The sequence below is a fragment of the Sphingomonas olei genome (assembly GCF_045369765.1).
Lineage (GTDB): Bacteria > Pseudomonadota > Alphaproteobacteria > Sphingomonadales > Sphingomonadaceae > Sphingomonas > Sphingomonas panaciterrae.
In genome coordinates this window covers 367,945-389,355 of record NZ_JBIQEU010000002.1, presented here as the reverse complement: position 1 = coordinate 389,355, position 21,411 = coordinate 367,945, and the positions used below count along the sequence as shown (strand labels likewise).

Sequence of the window (21,411 nt, the reverse complement as noted above, 5' to 3'; positions counted from 1 at the left end):
TAAGCCTATGCTCAGGGGATAGCCCCAAGCCTCCTTCATAGGCTTAAATCCGTCCGGTCAAAACAGGGGCCAGCTCATGGCCAAGCCTGACGATAAAGTGGGAACGAGCCTGATCGCGGGCTGGACGGGCACGCCCAGTTCATGCCAAAGGCGCCCTCCGGACACGCGGGTGTGGCGGAATTGGTAGACGCAGCGGACTCAAAATCCGCCTCTGGCAACAGATTGTCGGTTCGAGTCCGACCACCCGTACCATAGACTGGCTCGACGCCGGCCTCCCGATCAGGCATCGCGCCGGCAATGTCTGCCATTTCCCTGCTTCGTACCGCCACCGCCGCCGCGCATGACTCGGTCGATTCGGCCTTTGCGGGCTACGACTTTGCCGATCCGTCCGAATATCGCGCGATGCTGCTGGCGCATGCCCGCGCGCTGCCGACGGCAGAGGCGCGCGCGGCGCAGATATGGCGCGCGCTTCGTCGTCGCACGCCGTTGCTCGCCGCTGACCTTGCGGCGCTGGGCGCCAGCGTCGATCTGCCGATTGAGACCGCCTCCGGCGGCGAGGCGGCGGCATGGGGCGCCCTATATGTGGTGGAGGGATCGCGGCTCGGCGGCGGTATCCTGGCGAAGCGCGTCGGCGCCGGCCTCCCGCACGCCTATCTGTCGGCGGTGCATCAGCCAGGCGAGTGGCGCACGATCCGCACTGCGATTGATGCGGCCGCGGCGCCGCAGGACGAGGCCTGGCACGCCGCCATGATCGCCGGCGCGCTCGATACCTTTGCCTTGTACGAGGCGGCTGCCCGCGTCCCCGCCATCTGACACGATCGCACCACCCGGCGCGGCGCGACCGTCCCCCGTCAGTTTGTGTCGTCCTCGATCGGCGCGGTCAGGATCGCGCGCAGGCCCGGGCTGTTGTCGGCATGATCGAGCGTTCCGTTCAGCCGCCCGATCACCGCCTGCATCATCCGGCTGCCGAAGCCGACGCGGTCGCCCGTCACCCCGACGCCATGATCCGCGACGATCAGGCGGAAGCGGTTGCGATATTGCTCCAGTGAAATGTCGATCGGCCCGGTGCCGCCCTCATAGGCGTATTTGGTCGCGTTGATGACCAGTTCCGACGCCACCAGCCCGACGCTGATCGCGCGATCGGTGGGGATCAGCAACGGCGTCAGGTCGATCGTCATCTGCGAGGCCCATTCCTGGCCCAGTGAACCGCGCAGATCCTGCACCAGTTCATCGAGATAGCGGGCAAGATCGACGGTCTCGATCTGGTCGTCACGGTAAAGCCGCCGGTGCACAAGCGCCACCGCCGACAGGCGCGACCGCGCCTCGATCAACTGGTCGGCGACCTGGCCTGGCCCCGCGTCGCGCGCCTGGAGCGAGAGAAAGGCGGAGACGAGCTGAAGGCTGTTCTGGACGCGATGGTCCACCTCCTTCATCAGCACGTCCTTCTGCGCCAGCGCGTTGTCCTTGTCGGCGGCGGCACGCTCCAATTCCTGGAACAACCGCTGCCGCTCGCGCGAATCGCGCGCGTCACGGAAAGCACGCCGCAGGCGATGCGTCGCCTCCACCTGCTCCAGCGTCCAGCGGCGCGAGCGTCCGCGCACCGTCTCACGCCACGATTCGAACGACGCGCGCGGCGTCAGCGTCGCCTGTGGATCATGGCCTATGCCCTTGTGCGGGTTGCCGGCCCATTCGATCTCCTCGACCTGCTCGGCGCGGAACCACAGGATGGTCGCATTCTCTTCCGGCACCGACACCGCGAGCAGTCCGCTGGCCTTGTCCGCATAGTCCTGGGCCGGCGGATACTGGCTCGGCAGCATGTGGGTGACATAGGCCTCGGTCGTGTTGCGCTCGCCCAGCCATTCGGCAATCGCCTCGACCTCGCTCTTCGACGGGCACCGGCCGTAGCAATCGACACCTTTGGGATGGACCAGCGCCACGCCGTCGGCGTCCAGCATCCGCTGCAGATCATCGTGCCGGTCGCTCACCGCGCGCGTTAGCGGCGGCTTCAGCGCGGGCACCAGCGAATCCTCCGCCGCGCGCAGCGCCAGCCGCTCGCGATAGCTTTCGGCTTCTTCCTTGGCGCGAATCTGCCGTGCGAGGCCACCGGACAGCGTCGTCGCCGCCATCCGGATATCGATCGGCATCAGCTTGGCGGTGCGGTGATGACAGGCGATCAGGCCCCACAGCACCCCATCCTTGACGATCGAGATCGACGCGGACGCGCCCACATCCATGTTGCGCAGGTAATCGACATGGATCGGCGACACGCTGCGCACCGATACGTCGCTGAGGTCGGTGCCGCTATATTGCGCCGGGCGGATCGGCGCGGGCGAATAGCCGACATCGGGGATCACGCGCGCGCGGTTGCGCACGTAGAGCGCACGCGCCTGACGCGGAATGTCCGCTGCCGGAAAGTGATGGTGCATGAAGGTGCCGAGCGCGGGGTCCCGATCCTCGCCAACGACACGGCCCGCCTCGTCATCAAGAAAGCGGTACACCATCACCCGGTCGAAACCGGTCAGCGCGCGAAAGGCGGTGGCGGCACGTGCACACAGCATCTGGAGATTGCTCGCGCGCTCAAACCCCGCAGCGATCACGTCCATCCACGACAGGATGTCTCCGGCCAGCAGCGGCTCGGTGCCGGTCGGCTCCAGTTCGACGATCACCTGGTCGGCGCCGCGATGGATCGCTACGTCATAGGCGCGATCGTCGACGATCAGCGGCGTGCCGCGGATCGTGCCTCCCGGCCCGGCGATCGGATTGTCCAGCCGCGCGGCGACGTCCTGCGCCAGCAATTGCTGGAGCGGTGCGCCCAGCCAGTCGGTGCCGAATACCTCTTCCAGCGCGCCGGCCCCCGCCAGGACGCGCAGCGTTTCGGGATCAGCGATGAGCAGCAGGCCATGCGGCTGGATGGCTCCGGGAATGTGGATCGGCTCGCGATCACATTCCGTCAATTCGGGCGCGGCCCGCTCGCTTAAGCTCGCCATGACCTTCCCTTGAACCCGTAAAGGAAGGTCAAATGCCTGTTCCGAACGAACCGCGCAACTGATCGAAATCAATAACTTTTGTTACTCCGCAGCTTCGGCATAGCGGCTGATCATCGACTGCAGCCGGCCTTCGATGATCTGCTCCGCCTCTGCCACGATGCGGTCGACCAGTTCCTTCACCGTCGGCACGTCGTGGATCAGGCCCTGCACCATGCCGGCCGACCAGATGCCGTCTTGGGTATCGCCATTTTCCATCGCCGCACGGCCACGCGCACCTGCCACCAGATGCTGGATGTCCTTGAACTCGGCGCCACCCTTGCGCTCGATCGCCACGACTTCCTGGCTGACCTTGTTCTTCATCACCCGCGCCGTGTTGTGCAGCGTGCGGAAGATGAGGTCGGTTGCCCGCTCATCATTTTCGACCATCTGCTGCTTGAAGCTGTCGGGGATCTGCGCCTCCTGCGTGACGCAGAAACGCGTGCCCATGTTGATGCCGTCGGCACCCAGCGCCAGCGCGGCGACGAGGCCGCGTCCATCGCCGAAGCCGCCCGAGGCGAGCATCGGCACCTTGATCTTGTCGGCGGCTGCCGGGATCAGGATCAGGCCGGGAATATCGTCCTCGCCCGGGTGGCCGGCGCATTCGAAACCGTCGATCGAGATCGCGTCCGCGCCCATCCGCTCGGCCGACAGTGCGTGGCGAACCGCGGTGCACTTGTGGATCACCTTGATCCCGTGCGCCTTGAAATCGTCGATATGCTCCTGCGGCTTGTAGCCGGCAGTCTCGACCACCTTGATCCCGCCTTCGATGATCGCGCGGCGATATTCGGCATAGGGCGGCGGCGTGATCGTCGGCAGGATCGTCAGGTTCACGCCGAACGGCTTGTCCGTCAGATCCTTGGTCCGCTGGATTTCCTTAGCCAGATCCTCCGGCGTGGGCTGAGTCAGCGCCGTGACGAAACCGAGCGCACCGGCATTCGCGACGGCGGCGACGAGATGCGCCTTGCCGACCCACTGCATGCCGCCCTGCGCGATCGGATAGTCGACCCCGAACGCCTCGGTGAACCGCGTCTTGAGCATTTCCCTCTCCCATGGGCGCCTCGTCGGGCGCGCTAACGTAACAGATGTTATGCCGATCGCGGCGGGGCCGCAAGTCCGCTCGGCGCGCGGTTGGCCCGCCCCGGCAGCTGCCGTGCGCACCAACGCGCGGCGGCAGTGGCGGGGGCGGTCCGTCGATCAGAACACGCTGCCCAGCGCCTGCTTGCCCGAACGCGGGCGGATCTGGCTGTTGCGATAGTCGACGTCGCTCCAGTCGAGTTCCTTGAACTCCTGCCGACGCGGCCCGAGGTAGCCGAACAGGAAGGCCGCGACCTTGCGCATCTGGATTTCCTCCGCGCCTTCGGTGATGCGATAGCGGCGGTGGTGGCGATAGATGTGCTCGAACGCCTTGTGGCGCGAATAGCCGATGCCGCCATGGACCTGCATCGCGCGATCCGCCGCTTCGCAGCAGAGGCGATTGCCCCAGTAATTGCACATCGACACCTTGTCCGAGAGGCGCTTCTCCACCTCATGGTGCGGCATCTGATCCATTTCCCACGCGGTCTTGCGGATCAGCAGGCGAAGCATCTCGGCCTGGGTCGCGAGTTCCACCAGCGGGAACTGGATCGCCTGGTTGCGGGCGAGATCCTCGCCGAACGGCTTGCGTTGCCGCGCGTAGCGGATCGATTCCTCGATGCAGTAGGTCGCGGCGCCCAGCGATGATGCGGCCTGGCGGATGCGGTTCTCGTGCACGAACGCCTGCGCGACGGGGAGGCCGTTCTCGGGATCGCCGAAGATCGTCGTCTCCGGCACCCACACGTCCTTGAAGCTGACGCGCGGGTGATCGGTTGGCATGTTGAAGGTCCAGAGATATTCCTCGATCTGGACGCCTTCATCGTCGGTCGGCACCAGGAAGCAGGTGATGCCCTTGGCCGCGCCGTCATCGCCACTGGTGCGGGCGAAGAGGGCGCAATGGGTCGCGACGTGCATTCCCGTCGTCCACATCTTCTCGCCATTAATGACATAGCCGGGCACGCCGTTGCGCGATTCCGGCACCGCGCGCGTCTCCATATGGGTCGCGTCGGAGCCGTGATACGGCTCGGTCAGGCCGAAGGTCACCCGGCGGGTGCCGTTCAGCGTACCGGTGATAAACTCTTCCTTCTGCTCCTCGGTGCCGAAATCGTCGAACATCTTGGCGAACGGGTTGTTCGCCACGATGCTGTGTTCGGTCTGCAGATCGTTGTGGAGGCCGAGGCCCTTGGCGGCGAGATATTCGCGGATGACGCACATCCACAGGTTCGACCCGCCCTTGCCGCCGAACTTGGGATCCATCGCGAAGCGCAAATGCCCCGCCTTGTCGGCGCGGCGCTTCGCCTCGCGCATCAGCTCTTCCCATTCGTGGCGCGGCAGGCCGCCGGCCTCGAAATCGGTCCGCGCATATTCGCGGCGGTGGTCGAAGAAGCGGACGTTATCGTCGGCATCCTCCAGCGGCTTGATCTCCGCCTCGATGAACGCATCCAGCTCCTTGAGATAGTCGAGCAGATCCTGCGGCAATCCGAAATCCATGGCCCTCTCCCGAATTAAGTCGACTCTTTTAACTTGCGTAGCGGCCTCTCACGGATTTTAAAGCCCCTAATTCAAACAAGCCGAGGGGCGATGGCGGAGAGGCTTTCGAAAGACGAGTTGGCGCGGCGACTGTCCGCGCTTGCACCGCGCATGGCCCCCGGGGCTGAGCGGGTCGAGAATCTGGTACGGCTGACCGGCGGCGCGAGCATGGAGACATGGGCGTTCGATGCGGTGGGTGAGGGGGAGGCGAAGACGCCGCTGATCCTTCGCCGCCGCACGCGGATGGTGATGAACTCCGCCGTCTCGAAACCGCCGCTGCGCCGTGAGGCGGAGGCGATCGCGCTTGCCGTTGAGGCCGGGGTACCCGCACCCATCGTCACCTATGTCTGCGACGAGGAAGCCGACGGGCTGGACGAGGCCTATGTCATGCACCGCGTCGCCGGCGAGACGCTGGGCAAGAAGATCACCAGCGATCCCGCCTTCGAGCCTGCGCGCGGCAAGCTTGCGCGGCAATGTGGCGCGGCGCTCGCCCGCATCCACTCGGTCGCGCCGCTTGATGGCCTCGACCAGACCGACGCGGAGACTACGCTCGCCAATTACGAGGCAACATGGCGCGCCACCGGCGCGGTACGCCCGACGATCGAGGCGGCATTCCGCTGGCTGGAAAAGCGCCTGCCGAAAGAGAAGGTGACGTCCCGCTTCGTCCACGGCGATTTCCGCAACGGCAACATCATGGTCGATCCCGACGAGGGCCTCGTCGCGGTGCTCGACTGGGAGCTGGTGCATGTCGGCGACCCGGCCGAGGATCTGGGATGGCTGTGCACCAACAGTTGGAAGTTCGGCCGGCCCGATCGCTACGTCGGCGGTTTCGGCGACGTGCAGGACCTGCTCGATGGCTATGCCGAGGCGGGCGGCGAGCCGATCAGCGCGGCGCGAGTCGATTTCTGGTCGATGCTCGGCAGCCTCAAATGGGGCGTCATGACGATGGGCATGTACGCAAGCTTCGCCTCGGACCTCAGCGCCGGGCCGGAGCGCGGCGTGATCGGCCGGCGCCTGTCGGAGACCGAGGCGGACATCGTGGCGATCATCGAAAGGAACGCGGCATGATCACGCACCCGACCGCGCAGGAACTGGTGGCGGGCGTCGCGCAATGGCTGCCGGTCGATGGCAGCGCGAGCGTCTTCGGGCTGCGGGTGGCGCGCAACGCGCTGGAGATCGCCGCGCGCGACATGGCGCTCAGCCCGGCGGCGGACGCCCGGGCGGTGGAGCGGATGCGCGCGCTGCTGCACCGCGACGGCACCCGCGATGAGCTCGACGCCGCCTTGGTCGCCGCGATCCGCAGCGGCACGATCGCCCCCGATGATCCCGCGTTGGTCGCGCATCTGAAGGCGACGGCGCTCGATACGATCGCGATCGATCAGCCCAAATACGCCCATACGCTTGGCTGACTCGCTCCAGCCGCTATAGCCCCTCCTGACACCGCTCACTGCGGGCTGCCGGCGCGCGCTTCTCGTCACTCCAGGATTGGGGCGAAGCGCGCGGCCGGCGACCGCGATCGGGGCGGACCAGCTTTTGGGTGGAGCAGATTATGGCCGGCATGGGCGCGTTCGATTGGGCGGATCCTTTTCTCCTCGACGAACAACTGACCGAGGATGAGCGGATGGTGCGTGATACCGCGCGTGCCTATGCCGAGGAAAAGCTCGCGCCGCGCATCATCGACGCTTTCGCCAACGAACATACCGATCCGGAAATCTTCCGCGAAATGGGGGCGCTCGGCCTGCTCGGCCCGACCGTGCCGGAGGAATATGGCGGCGTCGGCGCATCCTATGTCGCTTACGGACTAGTCGCGCGCGAGGTGGAGCGGATCGACTCGGGCTACCGCTCGATGATGAGCGTGCAGTCCAGCCTCGTGATGTATCCGATCCATGCTTATGGCTCCGAGGAGCAGAAGCGGAAGTATCTGCCCAAGCTGGCCAGCGGGGAGTGGATCGGCTGCTTCGGCTTGACCGAGCCGGACGCCGGCTCCGACCCCGGCGGCATGAAGACCCGCGCGGTCAAGACCGATGGCGGCTATCGTATTTCCGGCAGCAAGACCTGGATCTCCAACGCGCCGATCGCCGACGTATTCGTCATTTGGGCGAAGAGCGACGCGCATGGCGGCGCGATCCGCGGCTTCGTGCTGGAAAAGGGCATGAAGGGCCTCACCGCGCCGAAGATCGAGGGCAAGCTCTCGCTGCGCGCCTCGATCACCGGCATGGTGATGATGGACGATGTCGAGGTGGGCGAAGACGCGCTGCTCCCCGACGTTCAGGGGCTGAAGGGGCCGTTCGGCTGCCTCAACCGCGCGCGCTACGGCATCAGCTGGGGCGCGATGGGCGCGGCGGAATTCTGCATGCACGCCGCGCGGCAGTACGGCCTGGACCGTCACCAGTTCGGCCGGCCCCTTGCGGCGACTCAACTCTATCAAAAGAAGCTGGCCGACATGGAGACGGAGATCGCGCTCGGCCTGCAGGCCTCCTTGCGTGTCGGCCGCCTGATGGACGAGGGCCGCTTCGCGCCGGAAATGGTCTCCATCGTGAAGCGCAACAATGTCGGCAAGGCGCTCGATATCGCCCGCGTCTCGCGCGACATGCACGGCGGCAACGGCATTTCGGGCGAGTATCAGGTGATGCGCCACGTGATGAACCTCGAAACGGTGAACACCTATGAGGGCGCGCATGACGTGCACGCGCTGATCCTCGGTCGCGCGATCACCGGCATCGCCGCCTTCTGAGCGCCGGCCGATGAAGGAAACCCCGCTCAAGGGCATCAAGGTCGTCGAGCTTGCCCGAATCCTCGCCGGCCCCTGGGCGGGGCAGATCCTGGCCGACCTCGGGGCCGAGGTGATCAAGGTGCAAAGCCCGGCGGGGGACGACACCCGCACCTGGGGCCCGCCGTTCGTGGAGCATGAGGGCGACCGTGCGGCGGCCTATTACCACGCGTGCAACCGCGGCAAGACCAGCATCATCGCCGACTTTACGAAGCCGGAGGACGTGGCGCGGGTGAGGGCGCTAATCGCCGACGCCGATGTGGTGATCGAGAATTTCAAGGTCGGCGGGCTGGCCAAATACGGCCTCGATTACGCCAGCCTCGCGCCCGATCATCCGCGGCTCGTCTATTGCTCGATCACTGGCTTCGGCCAGACCGGGCCCTATGCCCACCGTGCCGGCTATGACTTCATCATCCAGGGCATGGGCGGCATCATGTCGCTGACCGGGGAGCCGGACGGCGCGCCGCAGAAGATCGGCGTCGCCTTCGCCGATATCATGACCGGGCTTTATGCCACGATCGGCATCCAGGCCGCGCTGATGATGCGCGCGCGCACCGGGCGTGGCCAGCAGGTCGATTGCGCGCTTCTCGACACGATGGTCGGCGTGCTCGCCAATCAGGCGGCAAACTATTTCGCCAGCGGGGAAAATCCGGCGCGGATGGGCAATGCCCATGCCAATGTCAGTCCCTATGCCGTCTTCCCGACCAGCGACGGCTGGTTCATCCTGGCGGTGGGCAATGACGCGCAATATCACCGCTTCGCCGCGATCGTCGGGATCGGGCCGGACCCGCGATGGGACACGAACGCCGGCCGGATCGAACATCGCGCGCCCTTGTTCGCGCTGATCGAGGAACGCTGCCGCGCTTTCGAACGCGACGATCTGCTGGCGAAGCTGGAGGCGGCGGGGGTGCCCGCGGGGCCGATCAATACCGTCGAGCAGGCGCTGAACGATCCGCAGGTGCAGGCGCGCGGCATGGTGCTGCCCGCCAGCGAGACGCGGCCGATCGCCGGCCTGCGCACGCCGATCCAGTTCTCGGACGCCGCGCTCGCGCTCGACAAGGGGGCACCAACGCTCCGCTCCTGATGGGCGCCGCTATGCCAGCATAACTTTTGTTGTGCTCGCGTCCTCGCCGCGATACCTCTCCCTGCAAATCAGACAGGAGAGAGCATCCGTGAGCACGCCACCCCTTGCCGGTATCCGTATCGTTGAATTCGCCGGGATCGGCCCGGGCCCGTTTGCCGGCATGATGCTCGCCGATCACGGCGCGGAGGTGATTCGCATCGATCGGCCGGGTAAGACGCAGGGCAATGGCGTGGCGGAAAAGGATCCGCTGCTGCGTAGCCGCAAGTCGATCGGCATGGACCTGAAGGATCCCAAGTCGATCGCGGCCGTGCGCAAGATCGTGAAGGGGGCGGACGCCATCATCGAGGGGTATCGCCCCGGCGTGATGGAGCGGCTCGGCCTCGGGCCTGATGTGCTGCTCGCCGATAATCCGAAGCTCGTCTACGGCCGCATGACCGGCTGGGGCCAGTACGGCCCAATGGCGCCCGAGCCCGGCCACGACATCAATTATATCGCCATCTCCGGCGCGCTCCACGCTTTTGGGCGCAAGGGTGAGAAGCCGACGCCGCCGATCAACCTCGCGGGCGATTTCGGCGGCGGCGGCATGTTCCTCGCTTACGGCATGCTCGCCGCGCTGCTTTATGCGGCGCGCACCGGGGAGGGGCAGGTGGTCGACGCCGCGATGACCGATGGGTCGGCGGTGCTGATGACGATGATGTGGGGCTTCCGCGGCATGGGCCGGTGGAGCGACGAGCGCGGCACCAACCTGCTCGATACAGCCGCCCATTTCTACGACACCTATGAGACGAGCGACGGCAAGTTCATTTCGCTCGGCGCGATCGAGCCGCAATTCTACGCCGAGTTCCGCAAGGTGATGGGGCTCAGCGATGATAAATGGTCGGCGCAGATGGACCAGCGGCAATGGCCGGCGCTCAAGGATGAGCTGGCCGCCCTGTTCAAGACGAAATCGCGCGACCAATGGGTCGCGGCGTTCAAGGGTCACGACGTGTGCTTCGCCCCCGTGCTCGGGTTCGACGAGGCGTATGACGATGCGCACAACAAGGCGCGCGGCACCTTTGTCGAAGCAGGCGGCATCAAGCAGCCCGCACCTGCACCGCGTTATTCCAAAAGCAGCACCGTGGCGCCCGCGCTTGGCGGCGATCGGCAGGACGCGGCCGTGCTGCGTGATCTCGGCTTCTCGGCGGACGAGATTGCGGCGCTCGGCTATTGAGGGAAAGGCGCCACGCCGCGCTCCGGCACGGGGTGGCGCTTTTCGCGCAGCGTTTTCGCGCTAAGACGCGCCCATGACGAAACTGACGGTCAACAATGAAGCCGTCGAGTATCTGCTCGATCCGGCGACCCCGCTGTTGTGGGCGCTGCGCGACGCGTCCAACCTGACCGGCGCCAAATATGGCTGCGGCACGGGCGCGTGCGGGGCATGCACGGTCGATGTCGACGGCCGCGCCGTGCGGTCGTGCCAGGTGACGATCGCTGAGGTCGAGGGCAGCTTCGTCACCACGATCGAGGGCCTGTCGCGCGATCGCGCCGATCCGGTGCAACTCGCCATGCTCGACGGCAATGTCGTGCAATGCGGCTTCTGCATCCCTGGCATGGTCATGGCAGCATCGGCGTTGATCAAGGCCAGGCGTGATCCGTCCGAGGCCGATATTCGCCGGGCCATCACCAATCTGTGCCGCTGCGGCATCTACCCGCGTCTCGTGGAGGCCATCCAAAAGGCAGCGCGTGTGGCGCGGGGCGACGAAACGATCGATGCCGGCACCCGCCCGGGGATCGACCCGGCGGAGGCCGCCCGCGCCGTCCCCGCGCTCAGTCCTCGTTGATCCGGCTGGTCGCGCGCGTGTCGCGCATCCTGAGGTAGATGATCAGGGAAACGCCAATCATTCCCGTCACATACCAATAGAACCCGCGCTCCCATCCGAGGTCCTTGAACTTCAGCGCGACATATTCCGCCGTGCCACCGAACAGCGTATTGGCCAGCGCATAGGGCAGCGCCACGCCCAGCGCGCGAATGTTCGCGGGGAAAAGCTCCGCCTTCACCACCGCATTGATCGACGTATAACCGGTCACGATCACCAGCGCCGCCATCACGAGCCCAGCAGCGGCGAACGGGCTGCGCACGCTCTCCAGCGCGACGAAGATCGGATACGTGAACAGGCACCCCGCAATGCCGAACGCGATCATCAGCGGCTTTCGCCCGATCCGGTCGCTCAAGCCGCCAGCAACCGGCTGCAAACACATGAAGAAGAACAGGGTTGCGGCATTGATCCGGCTCGCAACTTCCCTGTCGAAGCCACTGGTATTGACCAGGAATTTCTGCATGTAGACCGAATATGCGTAGAAGGCGAGCGTGCCCCCCGCCGTCAGCAGCATCACCGTCGCGGTCTCCCGCGGGTGGTGAGTCACCAGCGTCCAGAACCCCGACTTGGGGCCGCTGCTGTTCTTGAAGCTTTCCGTTTCGACGAGCCCGCGACGGATGCGGAACACGACGATCGCGAGCACCCCGCCAATCGCAAAGGGGATCCGCCAGCCCCAGGAATCCAGGGTGCTTTCATCCATTGTGACCTGCAGGACCAGCAGCACCATGAGTGCCGTGAGCTGCCCGGCGATCAGTGTGACATATTGAAAACTGGAGTAAAAACCGCGCCGGTCACGCCCTGCCATCTCCGACAAATAGGTCGCGCTGGCGCCATATTCGCCGCCAACCGACAGCCCCTGCATCAACCGCGCGAGCACCAGCAGGCCGGGCGCCAAGACGCCGATCGTCTCATAGCCGGGCGTGATGGCGATCAGCAGCGATCCGGCGCACATCAAGGTGACCGACAGCGTCAGCCCCGCCTTGCGGCCGCGACGATCGGCATAGACCCCCATGATCCACGCCCCGATCGGTCGCATGACAAAGCCGACCGCAAATACCGCCGCCGCACTCAGCAATTGCGCGGTCTGATCCTCCGCCGGAAAGAAATGAGGCGCAAAATAGAGGGAGAAGGCCGCATAGGCATACCAATCATACCATTCGACGAGATTGCCCGTCGATCCGCCGATGATTGATTTCAGCCTGGGGTTCATGCCTTCAACCTGTCCTGACAACGAACGCGGGGTTCGACCTTCTGCTGCCCCTTACACGTCAGGACAGCGGAGGCGAAAAGAGGTTGATGCTTCGGCATGACGACGTGAAAGAAGGCTGAAAGGGAGAGGCAAGATAAAAAGCCTGTTGATCGCTAACCGCGGCGAGATCGCGATCCGTATTGCGCGGACCGCCGCCGCTTTGGGTATCGAGACGGTCGCGGTTCATTCCGCCGACGACGCGAGCGCGCCGCATGTGCGCGCCGCTGACCGCGCGATCGGGCTGAGCGGCGAAGGTCCGGCCGCCTACCTTTCCATTGATGCAATGATCGCCGCGGCGCGCGAGGCAGGCTGCGGCGCGGTTCATCCCGGCTACGGCTTCCTCAGCGAGAATGCGGCCTTTGCCGAGGCTTGTGCCAAGGCCGGGCTGTTGTTCGTCGGCCCGGCGGCGAGGCTGCTGGCGCTGTTCGGCGACAAGGACGTCGCCAAGCGTCACGCGCGGGCGGTGGGCGTGCCGGTGCTGGCCGAGGGGACGGACGTAAGCGGGCCGGTGGTGGTGAAGGCGCTGGCTGGCGGTGGCGGGCGCGGGATCCGCGTGGTCCAGGATCGCGCGACGCTTGCGGCGCAGATCGAGGCCGCGGGCGCCGAAGCGCTGGCGGCGTTCGGATCGGCCGAAGTGATGGTTGAGCGTTACATCCCCGCGGCGCGGCATATAGAGATTCAGCTGGCGGCCGATGCGGACGGCCGGGTTATCGCGCTGGGCACGCGCGACTGCACGGTGCAGCGGCGGCACCAGAAACTGATCGAGATCGCGCCGGCTCAGACGATCGACGCAGCGTTTGCCGGCCGGATCGAGCGTGCCGCGGAACGCCTGCTTGAAGACACCGGATATGTCGGCCTGGCGACGGCGGAGTTCGTGGTCGACAAGGAGCGCGCCGCTGATGATCCGGAGGCGTTCGCTTTCCTCGAGGTGAACCCGCGGCTTCAGGTGGAGCATACGGTGACCGAGGAGGTGACCGGGCTGGACCTTGTGGCGCTGCAGCTTCGGCTCGCAGAAGGGGGCAGCGTTCCGGCGGAGCGGCCGGCCGCGCGCGGCGTCGCGATCCAGCTGCGCATCAATGCCGAGACGATCGGTGCCGACGGCATGCCGCGTGCGTCGGGCGGCACCATCAGCAATGTTGAGGTGCCCGGCGGGCCGGGCATCCGCGTCGACGGCGCGCTGAAGGCGGGCATGGCGGCCAATCCGCGGTTCGATTCGCTGCTCGCCAAGCTGATTGTCCATGCGCCCGACTGGGACGCGGCGCTGGCGCGGGCGCGGCGGGCGGTTGCGGAGTTCGAGATCGCGGGTGTCGCCACGAACCTGCCGCTCCACGCGGCGCTGCTGGCGCGCGAGGAGGTGGCGGCCGGCAAGGTCGACACCGGCTGGTTCGATCGCAACGTCAGCGACTTTGCGGTGGCTGCGGCCCCGGCGGCGTCGACCGATACGCAGGCGGTTGTGGCGCCGCTGGCTGGCGTGGTGGTGGCGATCGGCGTGCAGCCGGGGGACCGGGTGGTGCGGGGCGCTGAGCTAGGCACGATCGAGGCGCTGAAGATGCAGCATGCCGTTGTGGCGACACACGGCGGCGTCGTGCGCGCGGTCGTGGCCGAGCCCGGGCGAGTGATCGACGAGGGCGCGGTGTTCGTCTCGATCGAGCCAGCTGATGGTGACGAGGATGTCGCGGCCGACGCTGCGGCGCTCGACCTGGACCTGATACGCGACGATCTTGCCGAGGTGCGCGCACGCCATGCGCTGGGCCTCGACGCCAATCGCCCGGCGGCCGTGGAGCGGCGGCGGCGTACCAACCAGCGCACGGCGCGCGAGAATATCGACGACCTGTTCGATCCCGGCAGCTTCATCGAATATGGCGCGCTGACCATCGCCGCGCAGCGCCGCCGGCGGAGCCTCGACGATCTGATGCGCAACACGCCCGCCGACGGCCTGATCGGCGGGATCGGCACGGTGAATGCCGCGGATCATGGCGAGGAAGCCGCCAAGTGCCTTGGCCTCGCCTATGACTATACCGTGCTGGCGGGCACGCAGGGCCATATGAACCACCGCAAGACCGATCGGCTGCTCGGTATTGCGGGCGAGCTGAAGCTGCCGATCGTCTTCTATACCGAGGGCGGCGGGGGACGGCCGGGGGACGTCGATTCGGTCGGCGCGACGGGGCTCGACGTGCCGACGTTCAGCCGCTTTGCCGCGCTGTCCGGTGTTGCGCCGAGGATCGGCATCACGTCGGGCTATTCCTTTGCGGGCAATGCCGTGCTGTTCGGCAGCTGCGACATCACGATCGCCACGCGCGACGCGCATATCGGCGTCGGTGGCCCGGCAATGATCGAGGGCGGTGGGCTCGGCGTCTATTCGCCCAAGGAAGTCGGGCCGGTCGAGGTGCATTGGAACAGCGGTGCGATCGACGTGCTGGCAGAGGATGAGGCGGAGGCGACCGATCTCGCGCGGCGGCTGCTGTCGTTTTTCCAGGGGCGGGTGGCGGGCGGAGATGCGCCGGACCAGCGGCTGTTGCGGCACGTGGTGCCAGAGAATCGGCTGCGCGTGTTCGACATCCGCCGCGCGATCGACGGGCTGTTCGACACTGGTTCCTTCATCGAGCTGCGCGGTGGCTGGGCGAAGGGGATGATCACCGGGCTGGCGCGGCTGGACGGCCGTGCCGTGGGCGTGATTGCCAATAATTGCCGCTACTTGTCGGGCGCAATTGACGCGGAAGGTGCGGACAAGGCGGCGCGCTTCTTTCAGCTGTGCGACGCGTTCGGCGTGCCGATCGTCTCGCTGTGCGACACGCCTGGCTTCATGGTCGGGCCGGAGGCGGAGAAGACCGCGCCGATCCGCCGTGCCTCGCGCATGTTCGTGGTCGGGGCGGCGCTGTCGGTCCCGATCTTCACGGTCGTGGTGCGCAAGGCATACGGGCTTGGCGCGCAGGGGATGGCGGGCGGATCGCTCCATGCCGGGCCGTTCACCGTCGCGTGGCCGACCGGTGAGTTCGGGGGCATGGGGCTCGAAGGGGCGGTTCGACTCGGCTACCGGAAGGAGCTTGAGGCAATCCAGGATGCCGAGGCACGAGAGGCGCGATATCAAGAACTTGTCGCGCATTCATACGAGCGCGGCAAAGCTGTGTCAGTGGCTCAGTTCCTTGAGATCGACGCGGTGATCGACCCGGCGGACACGCGGGCCTGGCTGCTGCGCGGGCTCGCCTCGACGCCGGCGCGCCGGTCTGGCCGCTATATCGATACCTGGTGATTTGGGGGACACGATGATCGAACTGTATCACTGCGCGGATGCGCGATCCTTTCGGGCGCTGTGGGCGCTGGAGGAACTGGGGCTCGACTATAAGCTCCACCTGCTGCCGTTCCCGCCGCGGGTGCGCGAGCCGTCTTACCTCGACGTCAATCCGCTCGGCACGATCCCGCTGCTGGTGGAAGGCGAGACGCGGATGACGGAATCGGCCGCGATCGTTCAGTATCTCGCGACGCGTGCGGGCCCGAATGATCTGGTGGTGGAGCCTGGCTCGCCCGACTATGGCGTGTGGCTGAACTGGCTGCATTTCGGCGAGGCGACGCTGACCTTCCCGCAGACGTTGGTGCTGCGATATCGCATGCTGGAGCCGCCGGAGCGGCGCCTGCCGCAGGCGGCGGACGATTATGCGCAGTGGTTCCACTCGCGGCTTCGGCATGTGGAGCGGGTGCTGGGCGATCGTGAGTTCCTGGTCGGCGGACGCTTCACGGCGGTCGACATTTCCGTGGGTTACGCACTGCTCCTCGCCAAGAGCCTGAAGATCGACAATGGCTTTCCGCCGCAAGTCGCCGCTTATTGGGAGCGGCTGAAGGCACGCGACGGGTTTTCGCGCGCGAAGGAGGCGCAGAAGGCCGGGGCGGCGCCATTCTGAGCCCATGCCCCTAAGCGGATCGAGCCAAGATGGCGGCTAGCGCGCGGCCAGTTTCCGCAGCGCGCGCTCGATGCGATCGGGTTCCTGGGCGCCGTTGATGACGAATTCGCGGTCGATCACCATGGTAGGGACGGAGGCGATGCCTTCGGACCGCCATTCGATCTCGTCATCGGCCACCTCGGCCGCAAAATCGCCCCGGGCGAGGATCTGGAGCGCCATTTCCCTGTCCAAACCTGCACCAGCGGCGGCATCGGCCAGCACATGATGGTCGGAGATTGCACGCCCCTGGTCGAAATATGCACGCAGAAGCGCATGTTTGAGCGCCAATTGCCGCCCTTGGTGCCCCGCCCAATGAAGCAGGCGATGCGCGTCGAACGTGTCGTAGAGCCGATCCGGTCGGCCAGCCATCGATACGCCGGCGGCCTCCGCCGCCGCCCGCACGCCGCCGCCGCGGCGGCGCGCCTGATCGGGCGTGATGCCATATTTGCGGGCGATATTGTCGGCCGCCAGTTCGCCTTCCGGCGGGAGGCCGGGGTTTAGCTGGAGCGGGTGGAAGACGAGTTCCACCGGTACCTCGTCGCCGAGGCTGGCGAGGGCGCGTTCGAGATTGGCGAGGCCGATCAGGCACCAGGGGCAGACGACGTCGGAGACGAAATCGATGCGGAGCGTTCGGCCGGTCATCGCGCGACGCTTTCGATCGCGTCGACGATCTGCGGGATGACTTCCACCGGCACATTGTGGCCCATGCCGCGCACCTCCACAAGCCGCGCGCCGGGGATGCTTGCGGCGGTGTCGCGCCCGCCGTCGAGCGGGACCAGCGAATCGTCGCTGCCGTGGATGACGACCGTGGGCGCGGTGATCGTCTTCAGCCGCTGGCGCCGATCCCCGTCGGCGACGATCGCCGCCAGCTGGCGCGCGAAGCCATCGGGGTAGTTCGAGCGCTGGATCGTTTCGCGGACCCGGGCCTCCAGCACGTCGTGCGCGACGGAAAAGGCGGGGCCGGCGAGCACCTGGGACGCGCGGACGCCATGGGCGACGAGCGCCTCTAGATCGTCCGTTTTGGGACGGTTGACGAGCACGTCCATCGCCTCGCGCGAGGCGCGCGACAGCCTGGGATTGCCGGTGGTGGACATGATCGAGGTGAGCGACAGCGTGCGATCGGGATAGGTGGCGGCGAAGATCTGCGCGATCATCCCGCCCATAGAGGCGCCGACGATGTGGGCTTTCTCGATCCCCAGCGCATCAAGCAGGCCGGCGGCGTCCGCAGCCATGTCACCAAGCGTATAGGGTACCCGCGGGCGCAGGCGCAGCAGGCGCTGAAGCACGAGCATGCCGATGCGGGGCGGGCGGGCGGACTCGAGCTTCGTCGAAAGGCCGACGTCACGATTGTCGTAGCGGACGACGTGGAAGCCGCGTTCGACCAGCGCCTCGACGAACGGGAGCGGCCAGAGCGTCAGCTGCGCCCCAAGGCCCATGATGAGGAGGATGGTGGTATCGGCGGAATTGCCGAACGACTCATATTCCAGCTCGATGCCGTTCGCGCGCGCCTTCATGGCCTCTCCTTCAGGCGGTGATTATCGCACCAGCCTCCACCCGAAGTGGCCATGGCGTCAAGGCAGTGCCGGGGCAGGGGCCGCCAAGGCACGCGCCGCTTGCAATATCGAACAGCGCGCCGTGCCAGCTGCACGCGATGCGATCCGCGGCGACATAATCGTCGAGCTTCTGCGCGAGCGGCAGGCCCATGTGCGGGCAGCGATCGACATAGCCGAATACCTGATCGCCGCGCCGCACCGCAAAACCGTGGAAGCGGCCGGCGCGCATTTCGATGACGAAGCTCCGCGCGGCGCCGTCCGCGATCTGATCGAGCGGGCCGAGCGCGATGCCGGCCGGGGTGGCGGAGAGGCGCTCGGTCAGGGCAGCTTCGCCTTGGGGAAATCGGCCCAGCAGGCGTCGTAATCAGGCTGGGCGTGCTCGAGCGCGAAGGCGGTTGGGCGATAGGGCCAGCAGCTTTCCAGCATGAAGGCCATGGTGCCGCCGATCTTGTGCGGCTTCAGATCGGCGTTGGATGCGGCATCCCACGTCGCCTTGTCCGGCCCATGGCCGCTCAGCAGATTGTGGAGCGAGAGGCCGCCGGGGCGAAAGCCCTCCGCCTTGGCGTCATAGGCGCCGGTGATGAGGCCCATCGCCTCCGACATGATGTTGCGGTGGAACCAGGGTGGGCGGAACGTGTCCTCCGCCACCATCCAGCGCGGCGGGAAGATCACGAAATCCGCATTGGCGCGGCCGGGCACGTCCGACGGCGAGGTCAGCACGGTGAAGATCGACGGATCGGGATGGTCGAAGCTGACGGTGTTGATGGTGTTGAAATGGGCCAGATCGTAGCGCCACGGCGCGAGATTGCCGTGCCAGGCGACCACATCAAGCGGGGAGTGATGAAGCTCGGTACGCCACAGGCTGCCGAGATATTTCTGGATCACCTCGAAACGCTCGTCACGATCCTCGAACCAGGCGTTCGGCGTCTCGAAATCGCGCGGATTGGCGAGGCCGTTGGCGCCGATCGGCCCGAGATCGGGGAGGCGGAACATCGCGCCGTGATTTTCCAGCGCATAGCCGCGCGCCGATCCATCCGGCAGCAGCGCGCGGAAGCGGACACCGCGGGGAACCAGCGCGATCTGCCCAGGCGCGATGTCGATCCGGCCAAGCTCCGTCAGCAGCGCCAGCCGGCCTTCCTGCGGCACGAACAGCAATTCGCCGTCCGCGTCGACGAAGACGCGGTTCTCCATGTCGCGATCGGCGGCGTAGAGGTGGATCGCGACGCCTTCGAGATCGGCGGGATCGCGGTTGGCGAGCATCGTCGTCATGCCGTCGATCAGATCGACGCCAGTGTCACCGCCTACGGGATCCCAGCGAAGGCGATTGGGGGCGAGCGGTTCCTTGACCGTGCCCGGCGCGAACCGCGGGGCGCCTTCGTAGCGAGTGAAGGGCGGGTGCTCGGCCGAGGGGCGCAGGCGATAGAGCCACGAGCGGCGGTTCTCGTGGCGCGGCGCGGTGAAGGCGGTGCCGGAGAGCTGCTCGGCATAGAGGCCGAAGGGCGGCTTCTGCGGCGAGTTGCGGCCGATGGGGAGGGCGCCGGGCACCGCTTCGGTCGCGACATGATTGCCGAAGCCGGGGGTGTAGGCGGGGGTGGCAGTGTCGGTGGGCATCCTCACCTCGGGCGGGTTTTGTTTTTGATTACGGGTGTCGGTTGGTGGGGCTCGCCGGCGCGTCAGACGCGGCAAAGCCGCGCCTTGTGCGCCGGCTTTGCCGCGCTGGCCGGTCGATGGCGGCGCCGGAGCGCCGCACCTCGATCGAGGCAGACGCCTCGATCATCGGTCAGGCATCGACCTTAATCACGCCCCGACGGATCTGATCCAGCTCGATGCTTTCGAACAGCGCCTGGAAGTTGCCGTTGCCGAAGCCCTCGTTGCCCTTGCGCTGAATAATCTCGAAGAAGATCGGGCCGAACATGTTTTCGGTGAAGATCTGGAGCAGGATGCCCTCGTCATTCTCGACCGAGCCGTCGATCAGGATGCGGTTCTTGCGCAGGCGCTCGAGATCCTCGCCGTGGCCGGGGACGCGCTTGTCGACCAGCTCGTAATAGGTCTCGATCGTGTCCTGCAGCTTGACGCCGCGCGCGCGCAGCCGCTCGACCGTGTCGTAGATGTTGTCGGTGGTCAGTGCGAGGTGCTGGATGCCCTCGCCCTGATATTCGCGGATGAATTCCTCGATCTGCGAATTGTCGTCCTGGCTTTCGTTCAGCGGGATGCGGATCGCCTTGTCGGGCGCGATCATCGCCTGGCTGAACAGGCCGGTCGCCTTGCCCTTGATGTCGAAATACTTCTGCTCCTCGAAGTTGAAGAGCGTGCGGTAGAACTGGCTCCACACCTGCATCTGGCCGCGGCGGACATTGTGGGTGAGGTGATCGAGCAGATCGAGCCCGACGTTGTTCTTCGCCTCCGCCTCGCGCCAGCCGTCGAACTCGGCCCAGTTCTCATACAGGTCGATGCCGTCCTGGATGAAATAGAGGTACGAGCCGCCAATCCCCATGATGACGGTGTCGTTTTCCTCGGTCGGCTTGCCACCGTTGGCGAGCGCCCATTCCAGCGCCTTCTTCGGATCGGCGACGCGGAACGCCATCGCGCTGGCCGAGGCGCCGTGTTCGTTGCGGAACTGCTTCACCCGCCCTGCCTCGTCGCGGTTCAGCATCAGGTTGATGCGGCCCTGCTTGTAGCGGGTGATGTTTTTCGTCGGGTGACGGTGCGTTGGCACGAAGCCCAGCTGCTCGAACTGCTTCGCCATCGCTTCGGGATCGGGCGAGGTAAATTCCAGAAATTCAAAGCCGTTGAGGCCGAGTGGGTTGTCGGCAGACATTGGCGCATCCTCAATTGGTAACATTTGTGACTATGATCGCGGCTTGAGCGATCCGTGTCAAATGCTACCGGTTGCTTCATGACCAACCAGCTCGTGCTTGACCGGTTCCTGCCCTATCGGCTGTCGATCACCTCCAACCTGGTGAGTGACCGCATCGCCAAGGCCTATGAATCGCTGTTCGGGCTCACCATTCCCGAATGGCGGCTAGTGGCCGTGATCGCCGAGGTGGAAGCGATCACCCAGGCCGAAATTGGCGAGCGCACCCGAATGGACAAGGTGACGGTCAGCCGCGCGGCGATCGCGCTGGTCGAGCGCGGACTTCTCGCGCGCGCGCCCAATCCGGGAGACAAGAGGTCGCATCACCTGTCGCTGACGGATGAAGGGCGCGATCTTTACGCCAGCGTCGCGCCCAAGGCGCTGGAACTCGAGAGCAAGATATTCGCTCGGTTTACGCGTGCCGAGTTGGACCGGTTCGTGGCCATGCTGCGGCGGATCGATACGGCAGCGCTGGAGACCTGA

Annotated in this window: 19 protein-coding genes and 1 tRNA gene; 11 read left to right on the top strand and 9 right to left on the bottom strand. The window is 66.3% G+C overall.

All coding sequences use genetic code 11. The features are described from left to right. Positions 1–165 precede the first annotated feature (165 nt). Both ACH0BU_RS04460 and ACH0BU_RS04455 read left to right on the top strand, forming a co-directional pair. A tRNA-Leu gene (locus ACH0BU_RS04460) sits at positions 166–252 on the top strand. A gap of 45 nt (positions 253–297) precedes the next feature. After that, complete coding sequence (locus ACH0BU_RS04455; RefSeq protein ID WP_136451249.1) at positions 298–813, top strand: biliverdin-producing heme oxygenase; 516 nt, start codon at positions 298–300, stop codon at positions 811–813. Between the two features lie 38 nt (positions 814–851). On the opposite strand, the gene ACH0BU_RS04450 is transcribed toward ACH0BU_RS04455, so the two are convergent. The 3 genes from ACH0BU_RS04450 to ACH0BU_RS04440 all read right to left on the bottom strand — a co-directional run bounded on the left by ACH0BU_RS04450 (position 852) and on the right by ACH0BU_RS04440 (position 5,588). Beyond that, entirely contained in the window at positions 852–2,987 is a 2,136-nt protein-coding gene (locus ACH0BU_RS04450; protein WP_500263810.1) for a histidine kinase dimerization/phosphoacceptor domain -containing protein, read from the bottom strand. 81 nt (positions 2,988–3,068) lie between these two features. Then, positions 3,069–4,064, bottom strand: coding sequence for an NAD(P)H-dependent flavin oxidoreductase (locus ACH0BU_RS04445; RefSeq protein ID WP_046410742.1), 996 nt, complete (start codon positions 4,062–4,064; stop codon positions 3,069–3,071). Positions 4,065–4,220: 156 nt separating this feature from the next. Continuing rightward, positions 4,221–5,588, bottom strand: a complete 1,368-nt coding sequence (locus ACH0BU_RS04440) for an acyl-CoA dehydrogenase family protein (RefSeq protein ID WP_046410740.1) — start codon at positions 5,586–5,588, stop codon at positions 4,221–4,223. A 150-nt stretch (positions 5,589–5,738) separates the two neighbouring features. On the opposite strand from ACH0BU_RS04440, the gene ACH0BU_RS04435 reads away from it, so the two are divergent. The 6 genes from ACH0BU_RS04435 to ACH0BU_RS04410 all read left to right on the top strand — a co-directional run bounded on the left by ACH0BU_RS04435 (position 5,739) and on the right by ACH0BU_RS04410 (position 11,301). Continuing rightward, positions 5,739–6,695 (top strand): phosphotransferase family protein, encoded by a 957-nt coding sequence (locus ACH0BU_RS04435; RefSeq protein WP_500263809.1) that lies wholly within the window; start codon positions 5,739–5,741, stop codon positions 6,693–6,695. Beyond that, the gene (locus ACH0BU_RS04430; protein ID WP_052742602.1) at positions 6,692–7,036 is read left to right on the top strand and encodes a DUF6285 domain-containing protein; all 345 of its coding nucleotides are present in this window, start codon (positions 6,692–6,694) and stop codon (positions 7,034–7,036) included. The genes ACH0BU_RS04435 and ACH0BU_RS04430 overlap by 4 nt, the downstream gene beginning before the upstream one ends. Before the next feature lie 140 nt (positions 7,037–7,176). Further along, positions 7,177–8,361: an acyl-CoA dehydrogenase family protein gene (locus tag ACH0BU_RS04425; RefSeq protein ID WP_314469893.1), complete on the top strand. Its 1,185-nt coding sequence runs from the start codon at positions 7,177–7,179 to the stop codon at positions 8,359–8,361. Between the two features lie 10 nt (positions 8,362–8,371). Next, complete coding sequence (locus tag ACH0BU_RS04420; protein ID WP_296222909.1) at positions 8,372–9,481, top strand: CaiB/BaiF CoA transferase family protein; 1,110 nt, start codon at positions 8,372–8,374, stop codon at positions 9,479–9,481. An 88-nt stretch (positions 9,482–9,569) separates the two neighbouring features. Continuing rightward, positions 9,570–10,691 carry a CoA transferase gene (locus ACH0BU_RS04415; protein ID WP_314469892.1) on the top strand — a complete coding sequence of 374 codons (1,122 nt, stop codon included), beginning with the start codon at positions 9,570–9,572 and terminating at the stop codon, positions 10,689–10,691. Between the two features lie 73 nt (positions 10,692–10,764). Beyond that, entirely contained in the window at positions 10,765–11,301 is a 537-nt protein-coding gene (locus ACH0BU_RS04410) for a (2Fe-2S)-binding protein (RefSeq protein WP_046410733.1), read from the top strand. On the opposite strand, the gene ACH0BU_RS04405 is transcribed toward ACH0BU_RS04410, so the two are convergent. Then, on the bottom strand, positions 11,288–12,547 hold the full coding sequence (locus tag ACH0BU_RS04405) for an MFS transporter (protein ID WP_296222295.1): 1,260 nt from the start codon (positions 12,545–12,547) through the stop codon (positions 11,288–11,290). The two genes, ACH0BU_RS04410 and ACH0BU_RS04405, sit on opposite strands and share 14 nt — an antisense overlap. A gap of 145 nt (positions 12,548–12,692) precedes the next feature. Between ACH0BU_RS04405 and ACH0BU_RS04400 the strand changes: the two genes are divergently transcribed. Next, complete coding sequence (locus ACH0BU_RS04400; protein ID WP_296222296.1) at positions 12,693–15,836, top strand: acetyl-CoA carboxylase family protein; 3,144 nt, start codon at positions 12,693–12,695, stop codon at positions 15,834–15,836. A gap of 13 nt (positions 15,837–15,849) precedes the next feature. After that, a complete protein-coding gene (locus ACH0BU_RS04395; RefSeq protein ID WP_500263808.1) occupies positions 15,850–16,482 on the top strand; it encodes a glutathione S-transferase family protein in 633 nt (210 codons plus the stop codon). A gap of 36 nt (positions 16,483–16,518) precedes the next feature. Here ACH0BU_RS04395 and ACH0BU_RS04390 read toward each other — a convergent pair whose 3' ends face one another. The 5 genes from ACH0BU_RS04390 to hppD all read right to left on the bottom strand — a co-directional run bounded on the left by ACH0BU_RS04390 (position 16,519) and on the right by hppD (position 20,892). Then, positions 16,519–17,163 (bottom strand): DsbA family protein, encoded by a 645-nt coding sequence (locus tag ACH0BU_RS04390; RefSeq protein WP_314469890.1) that lies wholly within the window; start codon positions 17,161–17,163, stop codon positions 16,519–16,521. After that, positions 17,160–18,035 carry an alpha/beta fold hydrolase gene (locus ACH0BU_RS04385; protein WP_500263807.1) on the bottom strand — a complete coding sequence of 292 codons (876 nt, stop codon included), beginning with the start codon at positions 18,033–18,035 and terminating at the stop codon, positions 17,160–17,162. The genes ACH0BU_RS04390 and ACH0BU_RS04385 overlap by 4 nt, the downstream gene beginning before the upstream one ends. A gap of 10 nt (positions 18,036–18,045) precedes the next feature. Continuing rightward, a complete protein-coding gene (locus ACH0BU_RS04380) occupies positions 18,046–18,396 on the bottom strand; it encodes a Rieske (2Fe-2S) protein (RefSeq protein WP_296223130.1) in 351 nt (116 codons plus the stop codon). Further along, a complete protein-coding gene (gene hmgA, locus ACH0BU_RS04375) occupies positions 18,393–19,685 on the bottom strand; it encodes a homogentisate 1,2-dioxygenase (RefSeq protein WP_314469888.1) in 1,293 nt (430 codons plus the stop codon). Before hmgA ends, ACH0BU_RS04380 begins: the two co-directional genes overlap by 4 nt. 169 nt (positions 19,686–19,854) lie before the next feature. Continuing rightward, the gene (gene hppD, locus ACH0BU_RS04370; RefSeq protein WP_314469887.1) at positions 19,855–20,892 is read right to left on the bottom strand and encodes a 4-hydroxyphenylpyruvate dioxygenase; all 1,038 of its coding nucleotides are present in this window, start codon (positions 20,890–20,892) and stop codon (positions 19,855–19,857) included. Between the two features lie 78 nt (positions 20,893–20,970). Here hppD and ACH0BU_RS04365 point away from each other — a divergent pair, with 78 nt between their 5' ends. Beyond that, complete coding sequence (locus tag ACH0BU_RS04365; protein WP_046410719.1) at positions 20,971–21,411, top strand: MarR family winged helix-turn-helix transcriptional regulator; 441 nt, start codon at positions 20,971–20,973, stop codon at positions 21,409–21,411.

What these genes read in the sequence shown, in the direction of transcription:
- ACH0BU_RS04425 (WP_314469893.1), top strand. Translation starts at nt 7,177, where the DNA reads ATGGCCGGCATGGGCGCGTTCGATTGGGCGGATCCTTTTCTCCTCGAC.
- ACH0BU_RS04385 (WP_500263807.1), bottom strand. Translation starts at nt 18,035, where the DNA reads ATGAAGGCGCGCGCGAACGGCATCGAGCTGGAATATGAGTCGTTCGGC.
- ACH0BU_RS04430 (WP_052742602.1), top strand. Translation starts at nt 6,692, where the DNA reads ATGATCACGCACCCGACCGCGCAGGAACTGGTGGCGGGCGTCGCGCAA.
- ACH0BU_RS04410 (WP_046410733.1), top strand. Translation starts at nt 10,765, where the DNA reads ATGACGAAACTGACGGTCAACAATGAAGCCGTCGAGTATCTGCTCGAT.
- ACH0BU_RS04440 (WP_046410740.1), bottom strand. Translation starts at nt 5,588, where the DNA reads ATGGATTTCGGATTGCCGCAGGATCTGCTCGACTATCTCAAGGAGCTG.
- ACH0BU_RS04450 (WP_500263810.1), bottom strand. Translation starts at nt 2,987, where the DNA reads ATGGCGAGCTTAAGCGAGCGGGCCGCGCCCGAATTGACGGAATGTGAT.
- ACH0BU_RS04405 (WP_296222295.1), bottom strand. Translation starts at nt 12,547, where the DNA reads ATGAACCCCAGGCTGAAATCAATCATCGGCGGATCGACGGGCAATCTC.
- ACH0BU_RS04395 (WP_500263808.1), top strand. Translation starts at nt 15,850, where the DNA reads ATGATCGAACTGTATCACTGCGCGGATGCGCGATCCTTTCGGGCGCTG.
- ACH0BU_RS04445 (WP_046410742.1), bottom strand. Translation starts at nt 4,064, where the DNA reads ATGCTCAAGACGCGGTTCACCGAGGCGTTCGGGGTCGACTATCCGATC.
- hmgA (WP_314469888.1), bottom strand. Translation starts at nt 19,685, where the DNA reads ATGCCCACCGACACTGCCACCCCCGCCTACACCCCCGGCTTCGGCAAT.
- ACH0BU_RS04390 (WP_314469890.1), bottom strand. Translation starts at nt 17,163, where the DNA reads ATGACCGGCCGAACGCTCCGCATCGATTTCGTCTCCGACGTCGTCTGC.
- ACH0BU_RS04455 (WP_136451249.1), top strand. Translation starts at nt 298, where the DNA reads ATGTCTGCCATTTCCCTGCTTCGTACCGCCACCGCCGCCGCGCATGAC.
- ACH0BU_RS04420 (WP_296222909.1), top strand. Translation starts at nt 8,372, where the DNA reads ATGAAGGAAACCCCGCTCAAGGGCATCAAGGTCGTCGAGCTTGCCCGA.
- ACH0BU_RS04365 (WP_046410719.1), top strand. Translation starts at nt 20,971, where the DNA reads ATGACCAACCAGCTCGTGCTTGACCGGTTCCTGCCCTATCGGCTGTCG.
- hppD (WP_314469887.1), bottom strand. Translation starts at nt 20,892, where the DNA reads ATGTCTGCCGACAACCCACTCGGCCTCAACGGCTTTGAATTTCTGGAA.
- ACH0BU_RS04435 (WP_500263809.1), top strand. Translation starts at nt 5,739, where the DNA reads ATGGCCCCCGGGGCTGAGCGGGTCGAGAATCTGGTACGGCTGACCGGC.